At 66.5% G+C, this 16,427-nt stretch carries 15 protein-coding genes; 8 read left to right on the top strand and 7 right to left on the bottom strand.

Annotated features, from left to right (window positions below):
- Positions 1-100 precede the first annotated feature (100 nt).
- Together HR086_RS12065 and HR086_RS12060 are read right to left on the bottom strand one after the other, a co-directional pair.
- On the bottom strand, positions 101-736 hold the full coding sequence (locus tag HR086_RS12065; RefSeq protein ID WP_254624240.1) for a PD-(D/E)XK nuclease family protein: 636 nt from the start codon (positions 734-736) through the stop codon (positions 101-103).
- Positions 737-1,605: 869 nt separating this feature from the next.
- Positions 1,606-1,863 carry a hypothetical protein gene (locus HR086_RS12060; RefSeq protein WP_174458786.1) on the bottom strand — a complete coding sequence of 86 codons (258 nt, stop codon included), beginning with the start codon at positions 1,861-1,863 and terminating at the stop codon, positions 1,606-1,608.
- Positions 1,864-2,018: 155 nt separating this feature from the next.
- Between HR086_RS12060 and HR086_RS49755 the strand changes: the two genes are divergently transcribed.
- A complete protein-coding gene (locus HR086_RS49755; RefSeq protein ID WP_174458845.1) occupies positions 2,019-2,315 on the top strand; it encodes a transposase in 297 nt (98 codons plus the stop codon).
- 569 nt (positions 2,316-2,884) lie between these two features.
- Here the strand turns inward: HR086_RS49755 and HR086_RS12050 are convergent.
- A complete protein-coding gene (locus HR086_RS12050) occupies positions 2,885-3,334 on the bottom strand; it encodes a hypothetical protein (protein ID WP_174463796.1) in 450 nt (149 codons plus the stop codon).
- A 250-nt stretch (positions 3,335-3,584) separates the two neighbouring features.
- Here HR086_RS12050 and HR086_RS12045 point away from each other — a divergent pair, with 250 nt between their 5' ends.
- Positions 3,585-4,547 carry a hypothetical protein gene (locus tag HR086_RS12045; RefSeq protein WP_174465678.1) on the top strand — a complete coding sequence of 321 codons (963 nt, stop codon included), beginning with the start codon at positions 3,585-3,587 and terminating at the stop codon, positions 4,545-4,547.
- A 36-nt stretch (positions 4,548-4,583) separates the two neighbouring features.
- On the opposite strand, the gene HR086_RS12040 is transcribed toward HR086_RS12045, so the two are convergent.
- The gene (locus tag HR086_RS12040; RefSeq protein WP_174463794.1) at positions 4,584-5,243 is read right to left on the bottom strand and encodes a pentapeptide repeat-containing protein; all 660 of its coding nucleotides are present in this window, start codon (positions 5,241-5,243) and stop codon (positions 4,584-4,586) included.
- 208 nt (positions 5,244-5,451) lie between these two features.
- Here HR086_RS12040 and HR086_RS12035 point away from each other — a divergent pair, with 208 nt between their 5' ends.
- The 3 genes from HR086_RS12035 to HR086_RS12025 all read left to right on the top strand — a co-directional run bounded on the left by HR086_RS12035 (position 5,452) and on the right by HR086_RS12025 (position 7,804).
- Entirely contained in the window at positions 5,452-6,123 is a 672-nt protein-coding gene (locus HR086_RS12035; RefSeq protein WP_141642377.1) for a carbonic anhydrase, read from the top strand.
- A gap of 114 nt (positions 6,124-6,237) precedes the next feature.
- Positions 6,238-7,278, top strand: coding sequence for a cytochrome-c peroxidase (locus tag HR086_RS12030; RefSeq protein WP_174465677.1), 1,041 nt, complete (start codon positions 6,238-6,240; stop codon positions 7,276-7,278).
- Between the two features lie 139 nt (positions 7,279-7,417).
- On the top strand, positions 7,418-7,804 hold the full coding sequence (locus HR086_RS12025) for a hypothetical protein (RefSeq protein WP_174463792.1): 387 nt from the start codon (positions 7,418-7,420) through the stop codon (positions 7,802-7,804).
- A 6-nt stretch (positions 7,805-7,810) separates the two neighbouring features.
- On the opposite strand, the gene opgC is transcribed toward HR086_RS12025, so the two are convergent.
- Both opgC and HR086_RS12015 read right to left on the bottom strand, forming a co-directional pair.
- A complete protein-coding gene (gene opgC / locus HR086_RS12020) occupies positions 7,811-8,899 on the bottom strand; it encodes an OpgC domain-containing protein (RefSeq protein WP_174465676.1) in 1,089 nt (362 codons plus the stop codon).
- 47 nt (positions 8,900-8,946) lie between these two features.
- Positions 8,947-10,926: a CotH kinase family protein gene (locus HR086_RS12015; RefSeq protein WP_174465675.1), complete on the bottom strand. Its 1,980-nt coding sequence runs from the start codon at positions 10,924-10,926 to the stop codon at positions 8,947-8,949.
- Between the two features lie 182 nt (positions 10,927-11,108).
- Between HR086_RS12015 and HR086_RS12010 the strand changes: the two genes are divergently transcribed.
- A complete protein-coding gene (locus HR086_RS12010; protein WP_174463789.1) occupies positions 11,109-11,414 on the top strand; it encodes a hypothetical protein in 306 nt (101 codons plus the stop codon).
- Positions 11,415-11,454: 40 nt separating this feature from the next.
- Here the strand turns inward: HR086_RS12010 and HR086_RS12005 are convergent, their stop codons facing one another.
- Positions 11,455-13,464: a S8 family serine peptidase gene (locus HR086_RS12005; protein WP_174465674.1), complete on the bottom strand. Its 2,010-nt coding sequence runs from the start codon at positions 13,462-13,464 to the stop codon at positions 11,455-11,457.
- A 242-nt stretch (positions 13,465-13,706) separates the two neighbouring features.
- Here HR086_RS12005 and HR086_RS12000 point away from each other — a divergent pair, with 242 nt between their 5' ends.
- Both HR086_RS12000 and HR086_RS11995 read left to right on the top strand, forming a co-directional pair.
- Positions 13,707-15,035 carry a ferritin-like domain-containing protein gene (locus HR086_RS12000; RefSeq protein WP_174465673.1) on the top strand — a complete coding sequence of 443 codons (1,329 nt, stop codon included), beginning with the start codon at positions 13,707-13,709 and terminating at the stop codon, positions 15,033-15,035.
- A 29-nt stretch (positions 15,036-15,064) separates the two neighbouring features.
- The gene (locus HR086_RS11995) at positions 15,065-16,399 is read left to right on the top strand and encodes a ferritin-like domain-containing protein (protein ID WP_174465672.1); all 1,335 of its coding nucleotides are present in this window, start codon (positions 15,065-15,067) and stop codon (positions 16,397-16,399) included.
- The last annotated feature ends 28 nt before the right edge of the window (positions 16,400-16,427 follow it).

Genomic DNA, 16,427 nt, shown 5'->3' with positions numbered 1-16,427 from the left:
TCTGCGTCAGCCCGCTCGCCTCGAACTCTTCTACCAACTGCTTCCACTCATCCGGATTGGGTCGTCGCATGCCGGAGTGAACCGGCGGGTCCACCCCAGTTCAGGACGTCGGCCGTCGGTCGCTTACGAGCAGCTTGTCACGCAGCGACATGGTCTTCTCTCCTGAAAGGCACTTGGCCATGAACGGACACCCGCCGTACTTGGTGCAGGCGGGGCCGAAGTTCGCGGGCACATCGGCAGCTCGGGCGGCTTGCGCGTGCGCCTTCATTGCTTCGACCTGGGGCTCGACCTTGGTCCGCCACTCGCGCGCGACGTGCCCGACAGGTACGGAGGCGACGACGGACACCGCAAGGTGCTGGCCCCGGGTCTGGTAGTAGAGGTGCTCCAGCTCCAGTTCGCGCAGGCCCGGGAATCGCTCGACCTGGCTGAGTGCCCACGCGGCATAGCCGACCATTTGCAGGCCGGGTTCCGTGTTGGCGTCGGCGAGCTGCTCGGGCGTCGCGGCGTTTCTCGCGACGTTGCTCGTGAACTTGTGGTCGGTGATTCGCAGGACGCCGTCGGAGGCGAGCTGTCGAGCATCCACGAGGTCGATGAAGCCGGTGAACGGGATGCCACCCGCCGTCAGTGGCGGGGCACCGTCGAGGGGCTGTTCGACGAGTAGGTCGGGGCCGGGCGTGGGCAGCAGGTGCGCCCCCGACTTCGCGAACACCCCGAGCACGTCTTCGCCCGTCGACAAGTAGTGCTCAAGCTGGGCGTGTCCTTCGGTGCCGACCTACTGCGCCCCCGTGGTGGGCTCGGGTAACCGCAACACCTTGGCGAAGTACCAAGCACGGGGGCACAGCTTGTGTCTCTTGAGCTGGGACACGCTCAGTCGCTGGATGACCCCGGCAATGACAGAGGGGCCACGAGGAGGGGTTTCAACGGTGAGATGCACCCCACGTAAATGAGTGCGCTTTCCGAAGAGAGTTCGCAGTCTGCAACGACACAGGTGGTATCGCCCACTGTTTTGAAATAGTGGAAACCACTTGCATTCACCCGAGCCAGGGCGAAACCCTGAAGCAGTGGATCTCTGGCCCCATTGCAAAGAATTGGGGCTGCGAAGCGGGGGCTGGGTTGTTTGCCGTGCCCCGGAAATATATGCTTTGCGCGAATTCCAAATTCCAAAAGGGGTGGAGACATGATGCACAGGTGGGTTACTGCCGTAGCGTTCGCAGTGATAGTCCTCTCGGGCTGTGGCGGGGTCGAACAAGACACGCCGCCGCAAGCCCCTCTCGACGACAAGAGCGCCAGTGAACTCTGCCTGCTATTCCGTGGTGTGGCGGAATCACGTGAGGCGGCATGCTCCTATGCAAAAAGGGATGCACAGGCATACTGCAGTCAATTCGGCACTGGTGCTACTCGCGTCAAAACCTGCAAAGTCGTCTGGCAGGATGAGTGGTCCTATACGGTTGACCTGTCTGCCTGTTGCCCGGGCGCCTTTCCCGGCGGGGAAGTCCAGAGCGAATAGGGATGTCTGGGGCACATCGAGTGAGAGGTAGCCAGGAGCAATCTCTTCAGATGTGCGACGCACCTGTGCTCGTCTGAATTGCTCGCGACAATTTGATGTTACCCACGACGCTCCCCATGCTTCTCGGTGGGGGCGTTCCGCAGTTCATCCGGCAGGTAGTAGACGAGTGGCCGTGTCCCGTCCCCCATCCGGCGCTGGCCTCGGGTGAAGTGCAACGCCTTGAGGGCGGCGCCGATTTCCCGGGAGATTCGCGGGTCGACCTGTGCGGGGTGGAGCGCGAAGGCTTCGACACCGACGTGGAGAATCGTCATGTCACCAGGGCGCTTGTCGGCGGGCATCTCCAGGAGCCACTTCAAGATGACTTCCTTCCGGCTGTCTCCGCAGTTCTCGGCACGGAGGGCGGCTTGCTGCTCGGCTCCCGCCGCTTCCTCGGACGTGAGCCACCACCCCCCTGTGTCAGGGAAGAAGTCGCCTCGGCTGAGATGCCGAGCTGACCACCCGAAGGGGGCGAGTGCAGGCGGTTGAAGTGCCGTACACAGACGCATTCAAGGCGCAGATGGTGAAGCGGATGGTGGGACCGAGCGCGGTGAATGCCTCGACACTGGCCCGGCAGGTGGGAGTGTCCCAACCGACGTTGTCGCAGTGGTTGCGCGCGGCGAATAGAGTAGCGGCCATGGCGGGCCTGTCGAGGAGCCACCAAAAGACTGCCTCTGGGAGTTTGGGAATTCAATGCCGCACGAGTCCTTCGGTTTTGCGGCAAGCGCCGAAGGGGCTCTTGGATGCCCATGTTGTTAGGAATGTTGTGTGATGCTATGGTTTCTGCGTGGTCGTGACTCGAAAGGAAGGAATCTCATGGCGCGTAATGGGATTGTTGCCGTGGGACTCTCAGCGATCATTCTGTTTGGGTGTGGCGGCATTGAACCGGGCGCATCGCCGCAAGATCCGGTCAGCGATGAGGGCGCCCTGGAGTCCTGTTTGCTGTATCGCGCTGAACGAGAATCATATGCGGCTGCGTGTGCTCAATCACTTCAGTACGGACGGGAAGACTGCGCGCGTCGCGGCAGTAGCGTCAAGAGCTATGGGAAATGCACCGTCGTCAGGGTGGACGAGGGGGGCGGCTACACCGTTGATAGGTCTGTTTGTTGCGTTGACTAGCTGTTCGTGCCCACGCAAAAGGAATGCTGCGGGACGCCCGCCGAAGGCGACCATTCCAAATGTGCGACTCGATTTCGCTCATCTGAGCTGGTCGCGGCCGCCTGAAGCTGCCCACGCCGCCCGCCCACTTCTCGGTGGGCGGGTTCCGACGTTCGTCCGGGAGGTGTCACTGAGTATGCTTCTGCGAGACGTCAAGCACGCTCAGTCATATGCGGCGTGCTGTTAGTTTGGACTCCAGCAGCGGTACTTGACCTGAACCACGTTCGACACGTAGGTGTTGGCGTCGAGGACACGGAACCGGATGTATTTGTCGTAGTATGTCCCGTAGGTGTAGAGCCCCCATTGGCAGTAGTCGCTATAGGTGGTCGAGTTGTTCCACCAGTGGTCGCCATACGGCCCATTCCCGAAGTCATCAATGATCGACCACTGGTAGGTATACGGCGCTACACCGTTACTGGCGCTGCCGGTGCAGGAGACCGCATAGGTTTGCGGGTTTCTTCCGCATCCCATGGTTGCCGTTGGAGGAGGGATGTCGAGGGCGGTGACGGTGTCTCCCGTGTCGATTCCCTCTTCCTCGGACGCAAGGGGCTCGCCACAGGCACCAAGCAAGACCCCTGCCGAAACTATCACCGCACCACGTAGAAAGTGCTTCACGATAGTCGGAACTGACATGAGGCGCTCCTGTGTGTTCAGGGTGGAAAGGCAGTCGTATATTAACTGACTTGCATGAGAGTCCTGGTTGCATGAGTGGCGAGTGTCCAGAATCGCTCAGATGAGGCTCCGTGCCCTCGGTGCCGACGCGATTTCGCGGGTCGCAACGCGAACAGGTCCATCCCTAGCCTTAGGGATGTTTGTTCGCGGGCCGTCGGGGTATGTGAATGGGCAGTTGGGCGTGCCCAATGACGTGATTGGAGGATACGCAATGAAGCGCAATGGCCTATTTCGACGGGGGTTCCTGCTGGCGGCCGCATTGGCGTCAACAGGGTGCAGTGATTCTCTGGATGATGGTCAAACGCCGATCAACCTCGCCCCTCCATCACTGGCTGAGGCGCAACTGTCACTCCAGCGCATCGACCAACTCTACGAATCCGACCCGGCGGCCGCATTGGACGCCACGCAGAAGCTGCGGCCGAAGCTCGATGAACTCAACAACCTGGTTGCCCGTGTCGAGATGGCACCCGCGCACTTCGTTGAATTCTACGATGTGCAGCCCGGTGGCCTCCTCGTCGTGGAGCGCGGGCCCGTTGAGGATGGGCGTTTCCTGCGCGACCAGGAGGGGGCCGACCGCTCCGCCGTCGCGCTCTATCGCCGGCTTACGGGAGGCGCCACGCCGCCGGACGCATTGGTCAGGGCCGAATCGCGCCGGGAGGCGCCCGAGGACTTCCATCTGCCTGCGTGGGATGCGGCCGTCCCGAGCCTGGACTTCTCCGAGGGATTTGCTCCGGATCCTGGTGCGCAGACGGGAGACTCTGTCACCCAGTCATGGACGAGTGACCAGGGGCCACTTTGGCGAGATTCTGCCTGCTACAAGTGGGGAGAGTTTTTCGACTGTCTGCCCAATAGAACCGGCAATGGTGCGGCCTCCCGTAACGCGAAGACGGCCTTCATCCAGGCCGCACCCTATCGGGGGAGTTTGAGGTTGCAGCTCTCCTACGACAATGTCGCGAGAGGGGCCTGGGCCGTTTTCGCAGGGGAGATGGCGTCGTACTGGTGGCATTCCGCCAGCTATTGGGCCTGCCCTGGTGGCCAAGCCTGCGGCGTGCAGGAGTACTACATCCGAAACCATCGGTGGGATGTCTTGGACGCGGACGGTGATGGATATCACCTGACCTGGGCGTTCAGGTCGAACTGCAACTGGATCTCTTGCGACACGCCTCCCTTCTGACAAATCCCTGCCGTCCGAGAAGGCTCGGCCCTGTCGCTACCGAGCCTTCTTCTTCGCTTTCGTGGACACCTCGTCGTGATATCCCGCCACGCGCATGCCGAGTGTCTTGGCCAGATTGACCACGGAGTCCAGCGGCACACGGGTGTCCTTCAGCCGGTTGTGCGCCGGGTCCAGGAACGCTCCCTGGGTCTCCGAGAAGTCCGTCCGTGTCAGCGTACAGCCCCGGAAGTTGCTTCCGGAGAGGTCCGTCCCCTTGAAGTCCGAGTCGGTCAGGTCCAGGTCGTAGAAGTTCACCTCGCGGGCCACGCAGCGCAGGAACTCCATCTTCCTCATGCTGAGCCCGACGAATGAGCAGTAGGACAGGCCTGAATCCACGAACGAGAACTCCGGGTTCGAGGCGATGTTGCTCCAGTCGATGCCGATCAGCTTGGAGCCCTCGAACCGGACCTCCCTGAGCGCGATCCGGCCGAATTGCGCGCGCGTGACGTTGCATCCCCGGACGACGCACGCTTCGAGGATGCTGTCCTTCCACCGGCTCTCCTGGAGCTGACAGTTCTCGAAGGTGCAGCGATAGAACTCCTTGTCGGCCAGTTCGGCGTTCTGGAGATCGAGGTTCGTGAAGGTCTCGTTCTCGAAGTACGTCTCTCGCAGCAGGCGCTGCGTTCCCTCGGCCCCGGCTCCGTCGGTCTCGCTCACGGTCCCAGTATCGCCTGTTCCCGCTGACTCAACGGCGACGATGAATGGGGCGATGCCTCACCGCTTCTGGCGAGAATCAGGAGTTCGAAGTTGCATCGCACGGCCCGAGTGTGCGCAACCCGAGCCCTCCTCGATGTCGCACTGCGGACGACATTCTCCTCGACATCAGGGTTGTCGGCGCCCCCGCTCATGGGGAAGTCTCCTCTCCATGGAGAAACTCATCCCCGGCCTTCATCACTTCCAGACGGAGGTCTTTCGCTCCAAGCAGGAGCTGTACTCCCGGCTCGCCGAGGCGCAGAGCCCCGAGGTGCTCTTCATCACCTGCTCGGATTCGCGAGTCCTCCCCAACGAGCTGACCGGCGCGGGGCCGGGCGAGCTCTTCATCATCCGCAACGCGGGCAACCTCGTCCCGCCACACGGCACCCCCAACAACGGCGAGGCGGCCACCATCGAGTACGCCGTGGCGGCCCTGGAAGTGCGCCACATCATCGTCTGCGGCCACACCCGCTGCGGCGCCATGCAGGGCCTTCTCCATCCCGAGCAGTTGGCCCGCCTCCCGGAGATGCGCGACTGGCTCCGCCACGCCGAGCCCACCCGCCGCATCCTCCAGGAGAGCTACAGCCACCTGACCGGCCCCTCCTTGCAGACCGCGGCCGTGATGGAGAACGTCCTCGTCCAGGTCGAGCACCTGCGCTCGCTGCCCGTCGTCGCCGAAGGGCTCGCACGCCGCCAGCTCAACCTCTATGCCTGGGTGTACCAGCTCGAGTCCGGCTCGGTTCATGCCTATGACCCGGAACTTGGGCAGTACGCCCCCGTGGTCGCCGTGGACGGCGACTCCGCGCGCGCCCGCGGTCGCTTCGGGCTCCGTCAGGTGTTCTGAGCGGGCCCTTTCTCCCGGGTGCGAATCCCCGGGTCTGATGGTTGTTCGACACGGCTGGATTGACGTTGGAGAGGCAGGGGGCTTTCGTTGCGCCAACTCTTGAGCTGGGCCGTGATGTCCGGCCTTTGTCTGGCAATGACGGCGTCGGCGTCCGAGCGGCAGCGGGAGGTGCTCGGCCGCGCGCTGTTCTTCGATACCTCCTTGAGCGCCGATGGCCGGGTCGCCTGCATGTCTTGCCATCTGCCGGAGCGCGTCTTCTCCGACAGGGATGCTCGCTCTCTCGGCGCGCATCACCGCGTGGGCACGCGAAATGCTCCCAGCCTGCTCGATGTGGCGGATGCTCGGACGTTGTTCTGGGATGGGCGGAGGACCTCCCTGGAAGCGCTCATCCTCGACCCGCTCCTGCATCCTCAAGAGCACGCGCTGAGTTCTCCCGAGGACCTGGTGGCTCGTGTCCGTCAGCGCCATGCCGCGGCCCACGCCCTGGCTTTTCCCAACGAGGAGGTCTCCACCGGGACCATCACCCGGTCCATCGCGGCCTATGTGCGCACGCTCAAGTCCGGCCCTTCTCCGTTTGAGCGCTTCCACTTCGGCAAGGATTCCGCCGCGCTCGACGAGTCCCAGCGCCGGGGCCTCAAGCTGTTCCTGGGTCGCGCCGAGTGCGGTCGCTGCCACACCGTGGGCCCCCAGGCGGCCACCTTCACGGATGGGCGCTTCCACGCGGGCGAGCCGCGCGAGGACCTCAAGTCGCGGCTGCCCACGGTGGCTCGCGAAGTGACCCGAATGTCCGAGACCGAGCGCTTCTCCGCCGTGGCCACACGAGAGGACGTGGCCGCGCTGGGGCGCTTCGTCGTGACACTTCGCCCGGAGGACATGGGGCGCTTCCGGACTCCCAGCCTGCGCAATGCCGCCCTCACGGCCCCCTACATGCACGACGGTGGTGTTCCCTCGCTGCGCGAGGCCGTGGAGCGCGAGCTGGATTCCCGCGTCGGCCGAGGCGCCCGACGACCCCCGTTCACCCCTCAAGAGCGGGCGGACCTGGTGGCTTTTGTCGAGGCGCTCACCAGCACCTCGTTCTCCGAACTCACGCACTCCGAGGTGATCCCGAACCCCAGGAGTGAGCGCGCCCTCTCTGGGGAGAGGGTGACACCCTGAAGCTTCGCCCACCGATTTCGAGGCACGTTGTCAGGCGACGTGACATGACGGCCCGTCAGGACGGTGCTCCCGTCGAATGCTCGGGCTGCCTTGGCCCTGGTCAGTCCATTCCCGGCGAGTGACCTTGTCAGGAGAACCCATGTCGCGGCACGCAGAGACCACGTTCCTGAATGTCGACCTGGACCTCAAGAGTCAGTTCGGCCTGTCCAGGTTGCTGAGCGCGCTAGGCGACTCGGTCGCCCCGGTTCACGCAGAGGACGGGTTCGCGTGCCTGGAGCTCGACGAGCAACCCGAGTCGCCCGAGGAGGCGGTGATGCGTCTGGCGACCCTCATCACCCACCTCCCCAAGGACGCGCGGGAGGAGTGGGACCGGTGCTCGGAGCGGACACTGGATATCGGCATCCAAGCTGGCGCCACGCCGCATCAGGTGCGCTACCAGCTCCCCGTGGCGGCACTCGCCCTCGCGGTGAGCATCAACGCGGAGGTCGTCATCACGGTCTACGCGTGCCCCGAGCCGTCGCCCTGACCGCCATCACCCCGGGAGCGCCGTGCGTCGCCGGTGACGCACGGCCACGAGGAGCATGCTGGCGAACGTCACCACCAGCACGGCCAGTTCCTCCAGGCTGTCGAGCGGCGCCTCGTTCTCGTTGATGAGCGCCAGGCTCAACAGGCACAGCACCAGGTGGACACTGAAGACGGGAAGCGACGCGCTCCCCAGCAGCACCAGCACCCGCGGCTTCAGCCAGTGATAGACGCGCGGTGAGCCCCGGTCCGCGAGCACCGCCAGCGCCAGGAAGTTCACCAGCCGCAGCGGCGCCAGCGTCCACTTGTCCAGGAGCACGGGCAGGCTCGTGAGCAACACGAAGGGCTCCACCTCGTACCGCGCCAGCAGGAACAGCAGGCACACCACCCACGCGCTCCCCAGCAGCACCGAGGATGGGCGTCCCAGGGACACCTTCGTCCTGGCCCGCTGGCTTCCCGTCCACACGCCCAGCACCCAGAGAAACTGCCAGGCGAACAAGTCGAACGCCCCGGACTGGTCAATCTTGACGGGCAGCCACGTGAGGTCTCCCAGCCACGTGTACAGCGTGCGCTTCAACCCGAGCTGCGCCCAGAGCCACACGAGTCCACTCAGGCACAGCACTCTCGCCCAGCCCGCCTCGCGCGCCGCGAGCAGCACGAACGGCGTCAGGAACAGCAGCACGACATACAGCGGCAGGATGTCGAGCAGTGGCGGGCAGTACAGCAGGACGAGGCTGCTCAGCAGCGCCGTGAGCGGCTCCTGGTGGTAGAAGTCGAGCAGGTTGCGGATGGCGGGCCGGTTCGCCAGCCACCCCATCGTGCCGATGACGGTGAAGGCGAAGAGCAACAGCCCGACATGGTGCGCGTAGACCTTCAGCGCGCGTCTTCGCAGGCTCGCCCACAGGCGCACGGGTGTGTCCCAGCTCTTCGCGTGCGAGCCCCCCACGAGGAAAGCCGACAGGAACACGAACCCCTCGGCCGCCGACACGAAGCCGAACGGCTGGCTGCTGTACGCGTTCAGCCGCGTGGGCAGGTGCGTCAGCGTCATCAAGACGAGAAGCAGTCCGCGCAGGGCATCCAGCTCGGGTCGGCGTGGCATGGAGACGTCGAGCGTCCGGGCGCGGAAGGGCGGGCGCCCTCGGCCCGTTACGGCGCGCCCAGCTCCTGCTCCAGGAACCCGCGCAGCGCGGCCGGTCGCCGCAGCGCGGTGTCTCGCATGAACTGGACGTCCTCACGCCAGCGCTCCATCGAGGTCGGGTACCGCCACCGCCCGATGTGCTCGGGCAGCTCGGGCTCGAGTCGCGCCGCCGCCGCGTCGAGAAACGCGACGACTCGCTCCGGCGCGAAGGTGTTCTCCAGGTGCCAGCGGAAGCGGGCGATGAATAGCCCCTTGAAGTCGGGCGACTTCAGCAGGCTCCGCAGCAGCACCACGAAGGGCTCGCCGAGGCGCTCGTCATGCAGGAGCCGTCCCAGCGAGTTGAACTCCGGCCCCGCGAAGAACGAGGCGTCCAGGTCGTACAGCAGCCAGCGCCAGCGACCGTCCCCGGCTCCCGTCGCGCCGTTCCCCGCGCGATTGCGCCAGAACTTGACGTTGTTGTCCGGCCAGTCCTCGTTGCCGAAATAGAGCTGCGCGACGTGGTAGTCGATGAAGTCCTCCACATCCATGCGCTCCACGACGTGTGCATAGTGCTCGGGGACGGAGAGGTCGTGCTCCCGCACGTACGTCAGCAGCTCCGTGTACGGGAGGCTGTCCTCCGGCTCCCCCGTGTCGAGGTCGCCGGCATTCTCCAGGATGACGAGGTCCTTCCGGTTCAGCCCATGGTGGCTCGCCAGGTAATACTCGTCATAGCGCTCGCGCAGCTCATGCAGCCCCCAGTACTCGCCATTGAGGAACACCACCGTGGGCCGACAGGCCTGGAGGGCCAGCGTCGTGTCGCGCAGCAGGCCCTGGAAGACGCAGTCCTTGAGCTTGGTGTATTGCTGGTCCTGTCCCGAGGTGCGGACCATCAGGCGCTTGAAGTCGCGCAGCGGATGGCCCGGGAAGATGTCGGCGTGGAACAGCTCGGGGCCATAGTCTTCCTTGGCATACAGCCGCAGGCTCTTCTGCGGCAGCGCCGCGCTCCCCGAGCCGTGGATGCGCACCCCCGCGTTCTGGGCAATCACAGGTGTGCCCGCTTCCTCGAACCACTCGACGTGGACCGGGCGCTCCCAATCCTTGCCATCCTGCATGTAATTGCCGGTGCCCCACCCCTCGAACCCACCAGGCGTCTCCTCGTAGACGCGGCCCGGGACATAGATTCCGCGGACGGCGTCGAAGAAGTTCTCCGCGTCCGTCACCAGTGACAGGACGGGCAGCGTGTAGGGCCGCTGGCCAATGAGATACGTGCGCGCCTGCCCCGTCTCCACCGGCGTCTCACCCGCGAACCGCTGCACTCGCACCACCGTGCCGAGCGTCACGGGCAGGGTGGGTGGCTTCCAGCGCCAATCCTCGGGCGAAACCTCGGGGTTGGTCCGGATGAGGCTGAGCGGCGCGGGCTGCCCGCTCCGATTCAACAGCGCCAGGGGGGCTGTGTAGACGGGAGAGGAGGGCCCCGGAGTCGAACCATCCAGGGTGTAGCGCGTCGTCGTGTCAGGTGACGTGGGCAGCGTGAGGAGCGCCTCGGATGCATACAGGCTCTCCGGCGACGTGAAGCTCAAGCGCTGGAAGTCGAGCCGGGTGCGGTTCTCCGTCCCGGTGTCGTGATAGGCGATGACCTCCAGGGCCTCGCTCGCGTGACTCGGCTGCCAGGGGATGCTCCACCGACCCTCTCCCTCCAGCACCGCCTCACCGAGGAGCATCGAACCCTCGTAGACCTCTACCCGGACGACGCCCGCATCGACCCGGAAGCCGCCGCGCAGGACGTGCTGCTCGTTGTCCATGGCGTCGATGGTGAGGCCGACCGGATGGGGCGCCTCCTCCACCTGCTCACCGGGCTCGTCCTCACGAGGCGTGTCCCGACAGGCACCGAGCGACAGCATGAGCAGGGCGAGCGCCCCGGAGAGCGTCCGTCTCCCGGGTGGGGTCAGGCTGCGCGGGCGCGCCAGGGCACGGCGCCCCGGGACTTCGGGAGAAAACGACTCATTCATGTTCGGGGCACGGTGGTGGGGGGCCAGGGGCGACAAGCACCACGCGGCCACTCAGCAATACTCGTGCCTCAAACTATCTCCCTGAATTCACGGAGTGGTGTCGGGAGGGCGTGGCAGTGTGCCACGCTGGGGATGGCGGATTGCCATGGCTGCTGCTCACTCGAGCGAGGGTGGGACTTGCGATGACGGAGTCGAGACCCCGGCACTGTGCGACGTGTGGGCGCGCGCTGAGCCCCCGCGAGGTGTACTACCGCTTCAACCTGGTGCTGGAGGGTGAGCAGGACCTGCTCGACTCCGGTGACGAGCCCGGAGACGGGGAGCGGGACGCCCTCGCGGAGCTGGTCCAACGGCTGGAGGAAGGGCCCGAGGACGCCCGCGAGTTGGAAGACCAGGTCCACTGGGAGCGCGCGGGCGTGGTGTGCGGAGCGTGTCGCATCGTGGTGGTGCGCATGCTCGATGCGGGCCCGGGGACGCCTCGACCGCACTGACGACGTCCCGGGCCCTACGACGAGACTTCACAAGCGTGCTTCAGCGGCCCCGGCGCGCCACGGAGAAGGCGAGGTCGTCGTGGTCCAACCACATCCCGGGCTCGCAACTGGCGTGGGAGGGATTGGTTCCGAGCACGCCCCGAATCGCCTGGAGTCCTCCGTCGGGCAGGGTGAAGGTGGTGGACAGCTCGTGTTCACCGGGGACCTCGACCTGGAGCCTCGCGACGTGTGTCCATTGAGGGGTGCGTGCGTCGGGGGCGTGAAAGAGATTCACCTCCTCCAGGAACGGCACGAAGCCAAAGACAGTCGCCGTGAGCGTCACCTGCCTGCCCGCGGTGAGGGGGCCGCCATCCTGGCTGGTGATGCGCAGGCCCTCTAGCGTCGCGGTGACGAGATAGGTGCCCTCTTCTCCATCCGGGCAGCTGCCGCCGAGCGTGTTGGGCGCATGGGGTTCCGGACCGACGCCTCCCATTCCCCGGACGAGCTGCCCGGTGTCGCACGAGGCCGTGAGCGCGGTGCATCGGGGGGCGAGGAGCGTCGAGTCGTAGTCGGCGATGCCAGGGTTGCGCACCGTCACCGTCACGGGCGCGGCCCGGTGGGCCTTGAGCGCCGTGTCGTAGGCGCGGACCTCCAGGGTGGTGGGGCCATTGAGTTCCTGTCGCGTGTCCCAGGCGAAGTCGAAGGGGCGGGTGTCGTCGCTGGCGAGGAGCACTCCGTTGACCCAGAGGTCCACGCGGCGGATGGCGACGTCATCCCAGGCCAGCACATGCACGCGCGGCGTGTCTCGGACCGTGGTTCCCGGCAGCGGGGTCAGCAGGTGCGCCCAGGGGCGGTGGTCATCGCCAGGGGAGGGCGCGAAGCGGGCCTGGAGCAGCAGGTTGGGTGAGCGCGGCCCGGCCTCCTTCACCCGTCCCGGAATGGCGGCGCCCGCGAGTGCTTCCATCACCTGCGTCGGCGTGGCGGTGGGGTGAGCCTCCAGATAGAGCGCGGCGGCGCCCGCGACGTGCGGTGTGGCCATCGACGTACCGGAGAGCACCTCGGTCGCGCTGTCGTCGGCGATGCCCGCGGAGATGATTTCGTCACCCGGCGCGAACAGGTCGATGCAGGCGCCGTAGTTGGAGAACCACGCCTTCCTGTCCGCGAGGTTGGTGGCGCCCACGGTGAGGGCTTCCGGCGTACGGGCCGGTGATCCACCGCATGCGTCGCCGCTGCGATTGCCCGCCGCCACCACCGTGGTGATGCCCGCGGCCACGGCATTGCGGACCGCGAGGTCCAGCGCCTCCGAGGGCTCCATTCCCAGACTGAGGTTTACGACAGCGGGAGACTCATGGTGGGCGGTGACCCAGTCGATGCCCTCGATGATTCCAGAGACGGTGCCCTCTCCGCCGCAGTCCAGGACGCGCACGGGATGCAGCGTCACCGCCCTGGCCACGCCCCACGTCGAACCGCCGAGCGTTCCCGCGACATGGGTGCCATGGCCGTCACAGTCCTCCGCGCCGCCGTTGGGGTCCACTCCGTCGAAGCCCGCTCCCAGGCGCCCCAGGAACTGCGTGTGCGTCGAGCGGATGCCCGTGTCGATGACATAGGCGTGGACGCCCGCGCCGCCGTGCGTGGGCTGGTAGAGGCCATCGAGGGGGAGGTCTTCCTGGTCCACGCGGTCCAGGCCCCAGGAGTCCGTCCTCGGCTCCGCGTGCAGACGCACCCAGGCGTCCTGTTCGACGAGCGCGACGCGTGCATCCGCGCGCAGTGCCGCCACGCTCGCTTCATCGAGCTCGGCCGCGAAGCCCTGGAGCGCATGGGCATACGTGCGGCTCACCTTCGCCGCGTGGGCACTGGCGACGCTCAGTACGTGCTCGCGCGCCTTCTGGGGCAGGAGCATGCCTTGGGTCGCGGGTGGCTTGAGCACGACGATGTAGTGGTGAGGGACGCGCCGTGGCCCGGTGCGCTGGGATGTGGCGGCCTGGGGCGAGAGGTCGGTCGGGTTCGTGCAGCCGCCGAGGACAAACGCTGACAGGACAAGAGACAGGGGTGTGGTGGAACGGAACTTCATGGGTGTGGGCCTGAGAGTGGGCCGACCCCTCTTCCGGGCACAGGGGGGCCCGGAGCGAGGTGGCGTCATGGTGAGCCCGCTTGGACGCCGAAGGACTTCGGGTTGATCAATCCCCGCCTCAGGTTTCTGAGCAGGCTGGGGGAAATCAGGGTGTGCTTGTCAGCGTTCCGGATTGCGCGCCGAGTGACAGCTCGCTGGCACCATCATTGCTGTTGAAAGAGGCTCACTCGATGGGAGCCTTCATGGACTCGAATCAACTGCGCCAGCTCTTCGCGAAGGCCCTGCGAGCTTCGCTGGCCTCTCCCCTGTTGCTGGCCGGTTGCGGCGGCCTGGACCTGAAGGGCTACTCGCCTCCCGTGTGTGAGGACGATTGGAAGCTCGCGATGAGTGGCCTGTCTCCGGCGACCCAGCCGGACCTGGTGCAGCTCCGCCGGAGCCAGGACACCGGGGACGGGAGCAGCAACCCGCGCCTCCATACGGTGCTGTCGTCTTCGGGCACGGCTTGCGCGACGGCGTCCCAGCCCGCGACGTGTCAGGCGGAGCTCGCCGCCCTGGCTCCTCAGGAGGGCTTTCGCTCCGTCTGCAACTTGTTCTGCGAGTCGTACTACCTGGCGACCACGGAAGGCGACACGGTGGCGGCCAAGACTTCGTTGGAGGCACTCATCGGCTTCCTGGGCGCCATCGACACGCCCCAGGAAGCCCTGCTGCGTGTCTTCGCTGACGGTTACACCCTGAGCTGCACCACCCTGGAGCGGGGGGCGGTGAAGGCGAACGGCGATGGCAGCTTCAACGTCGTCGCGACCCAGGGCTTCGCCTGCGGAGAGGGGACCCAGGAGACGCAGTTCGTCCTGGGGGTGTCGGCTTCGGGCGAGGTGGTCGAGAAGGAACGCGACGTCCTGAAGCGTGGCGACAAGGGCTGTTCAGTGGGACGTCGGCCCGCGGGACTCCAGTCGGAAGGCTTCGTCGAGTGCGCGGATGCCGTGGGGCGGCACCTGGCCCTCATCGCGCACCTGGAGGCGGCCTCCATCCAGGCGTTCCTGCGCCTGCGCGCGGAGCTGGCGCTGCACGGCGCGGACCTCGCGCTCCAGGACGCGGCGCTGCGCAGCGCGATGGACGAGGTGATGCACACGGAGGTCTGCGGGCGTCTGGCCCGGAAGTACGGTGCGACGCCGGAGCGGCCCCAGGTGGCGTCGCTTCCGCCCAGGCCGCTCGCGGAGGTGATGCTCGACAACGCGGTGGAGGGCTGCGTGCGCGAGACGTACGGCGCGCTGGTCGCCCACCATCAGGCCCTGCACGCGGAGGACTCCGAGGTGCGCGAGGCCATGGCGCGCATCGCCGAAGACGAGACGCGGCACGCCGACCTGTCGTGGGCCATTGACCGCTGGGCGAGCACGCGTCTTCTCACGGTCGAGCTGGAGGCCGTGCGCGAGGCTCGGCTGCGCGCCATCGAGTCCCTGCGCGCGGAGGTGGCCGAACCGACGGATTCCGCCCTCATTCGCGAACTCGGCCTGCCCGCGCCCGAGGTCGCCGTGGCCCTGGTGGACACGCTCACTCGCGAGCTCTGGAACTGAGACCTTCTTTGCGTCAGGAACAATGCTCCATGAATTCGAATCGATTGCGCGAAATCTTCACGCGGGCGCTGCGTGCCTCGCTGGCCTCCCCCCTGGTGCTGGCGGGCTGTGGCGGCCTGGACCTTGATGGATATTCGCCACCCGATTGCATCAACGGAAAGCTCTCGGTCAGGGACCTGTCACCCTCGGTGCCGACGGACTTCATCGAACTGCGCCGTGTCTACTCGACCATGATGCGGCCGCCCTTCACCGAGTCCGCCCTTTCGTCCTCGGGCGTTCGCTGCGTGACGGCCACGGATGGACCGAGCTGTCGCTCCGAGCTCAAGGCCCTGACCTCCACGACGGGTTTCGGCACGAGCTGTGGCGAGCGTTCCCTGAGCTGCGTGACGCACTATCTCGCGACCACGCAGGGGGACGTGGTGACAGCGCACAACTCGTTGGAGGCGCTCCTGAGCTTCCTGGGCACCATCGACACGCCGCAGGAAGCGGTGCTGCGCGTCGTCGCTGAGGGCGACCGTTCCTATCAGGTGAGTTGCTCCGAACTGGAGCACGGGGCCGTGAAGGCGAACGCCGACGGTACTTACAACGTGGTCGCCACCACGGGTACCATCTGCGCGGGGGGAGGGCCGTGGACGCAGCACGTGCTGCTGGTTTCGCCCGAGGGTGAGGTGCGCGAGACGCGCAGCGAGATTCTGGAGAAAGGCCCCAGCAGCTGCGACGGACGCAGGCCCGCGGGGCTTCGCTCCAATGGCGTGGTCGACTGCTCGGATGCCCTGGGACACCACTTCGCCATCATCGCCCACATGGAGGCGGCCTCCATCCAGGCGTTCCTGCGGCTGCGCGAGGAGCTGGCGTTGCACGGCGCGGGCGTCGAACTCCAGGACGCGGCGCTGCGCAGCGCGATGGAGGAGGTGGCGCACGCGGAGGTCTGCGGCCGTCTGGCCCGGAAGCACGGCGCGACGCCGAGCCCCGCCGTGGTGGCCGCGCTTCCTCCGAGGCCGCTCGCGGAGGTGGTGCTCGACAATGCGGTGGAGGGGTGCGTGCGCGAGACGTACGGCGCCCTCGTGGCGTACCACCAGGCCCTGCATGCGGAGGACGCCGAGGTGCGCGAGGCCATGGCGCGCATCGCCGAGGATGAGACGCGGCACGCCGACCTGTCGTGGGCCATTGACCGCTGGGCGAGCACGCGTCTTCCCGAAAGCGAGCGGACGGCCGTGCGCGAGGCTCAGGTGCGCGCCGTGGAGGCCCTGCGCGCGCAGGTGGCCGAGCCGACCGATGCCGCGCTCATTCGCGAGCTCGGCCTGCCCTCGCCGGAGGTCGCCGTGGCGCTGGTGGACACGCTCGCGCGCGAGCTCTGGAACTGAGGCACGACGCTCGATGACTGCAGGCCGA

Source organism: Myxococcus sp. CA039A, from assembly GCF_013336645.1.
In the GTDB taxonomy this organism is placed as follows: Bacteria; Myxococcota; Myxococcia; order Myxococcales; family Myxococcaceae; genus Myxococcus; species Myxococcus llanfairpwllgwyngyllgogerychwyrndrobwllllantysiliogogogochensis.
Note: the sequence above shows the minus strand (reverse complement) of the source record. Positions and strands in the feature narration are given on the sequence as shown.

Bases quoted from the DNA above. Each gene is read 5' to 3' on its own strand.
- HR086_RS12010 (WP_174463789.1), top strand. From the start codon at position 11,109: ATGACGGAGTCGAGACCCCGGCACTGTGCGACGTGTGGGCGCGCGCTG.
- HR086_RS12005 (WP_174465674.1), bottom strand. From the start codon at position 13,464: ATGAAGTTCCGTTCCACCACACCCCTGTCTCTTGTCCTGTCAGCGTTT.
- HR086_RS12030 (WP_174465677.1), top strand. From the start codon at position 6,238: ATGTCCGGCCTTTGTCTGGCAATGACGGCGTCGGCGTCCGAGCGGCAG.
- HR086_RS12035 (WP_141642377.1), top strand. From the start codon at position 5,452: ATGGAGAAACTCATCCCCGGCCTTCATCACTTCCAGACGGAGGTCTTT.
- HR086_RS12000 (WP_174465673.1), top strand. From the start codon at position 13,707: ATGGACTCGAATCAACTGCGCCAGCTCTTCGCGAAGGCCCTGCGAGCT.
- HR086_RS12025 (WP_174463792.1), top strand. From the start codon at position 7,418: ATGTCGCGGCACGCAGAGACCACGTTCCTGAATGTCGACCTGGACCTC.
- HR086_RS12015 (WP_174465675.1), bottom strand. From the start codon at position 10,926: ATGAATGAGTCGTTTTCTCCCGAAGTCCCGGGGCGCCGTGCCCTGGCG.
- HR086_RS12045 (WP_174465678.1), top strand. From the start codon at position 3,585: ATGAAGCGCAATGGCCTATTTCGACGGGGGTTCCTGCTGGCGGCCGCA.
- HR086_RS11995 (WP_174465672.1), top strand. From the start codon at position 15,065: ATGAATTCGAATCGATTGCGCGAAATCTTCACGCGGGCGCTGCGTGCC.
- opgC (WP_174465676.1), bottom strand. From the start codon at position 8,899: ATGCCACGCCGACCCGAGCTGGATGCCCTGCGCGGACTGCTTCTCGTC.
- HR086_RS12050 (WP_174463796.1), bottom strand. From the start codon at position 3,334: ATGTCAGTTCCGACTATCGTGAAGCACTTTCTACGTGGTGCGGTGATA.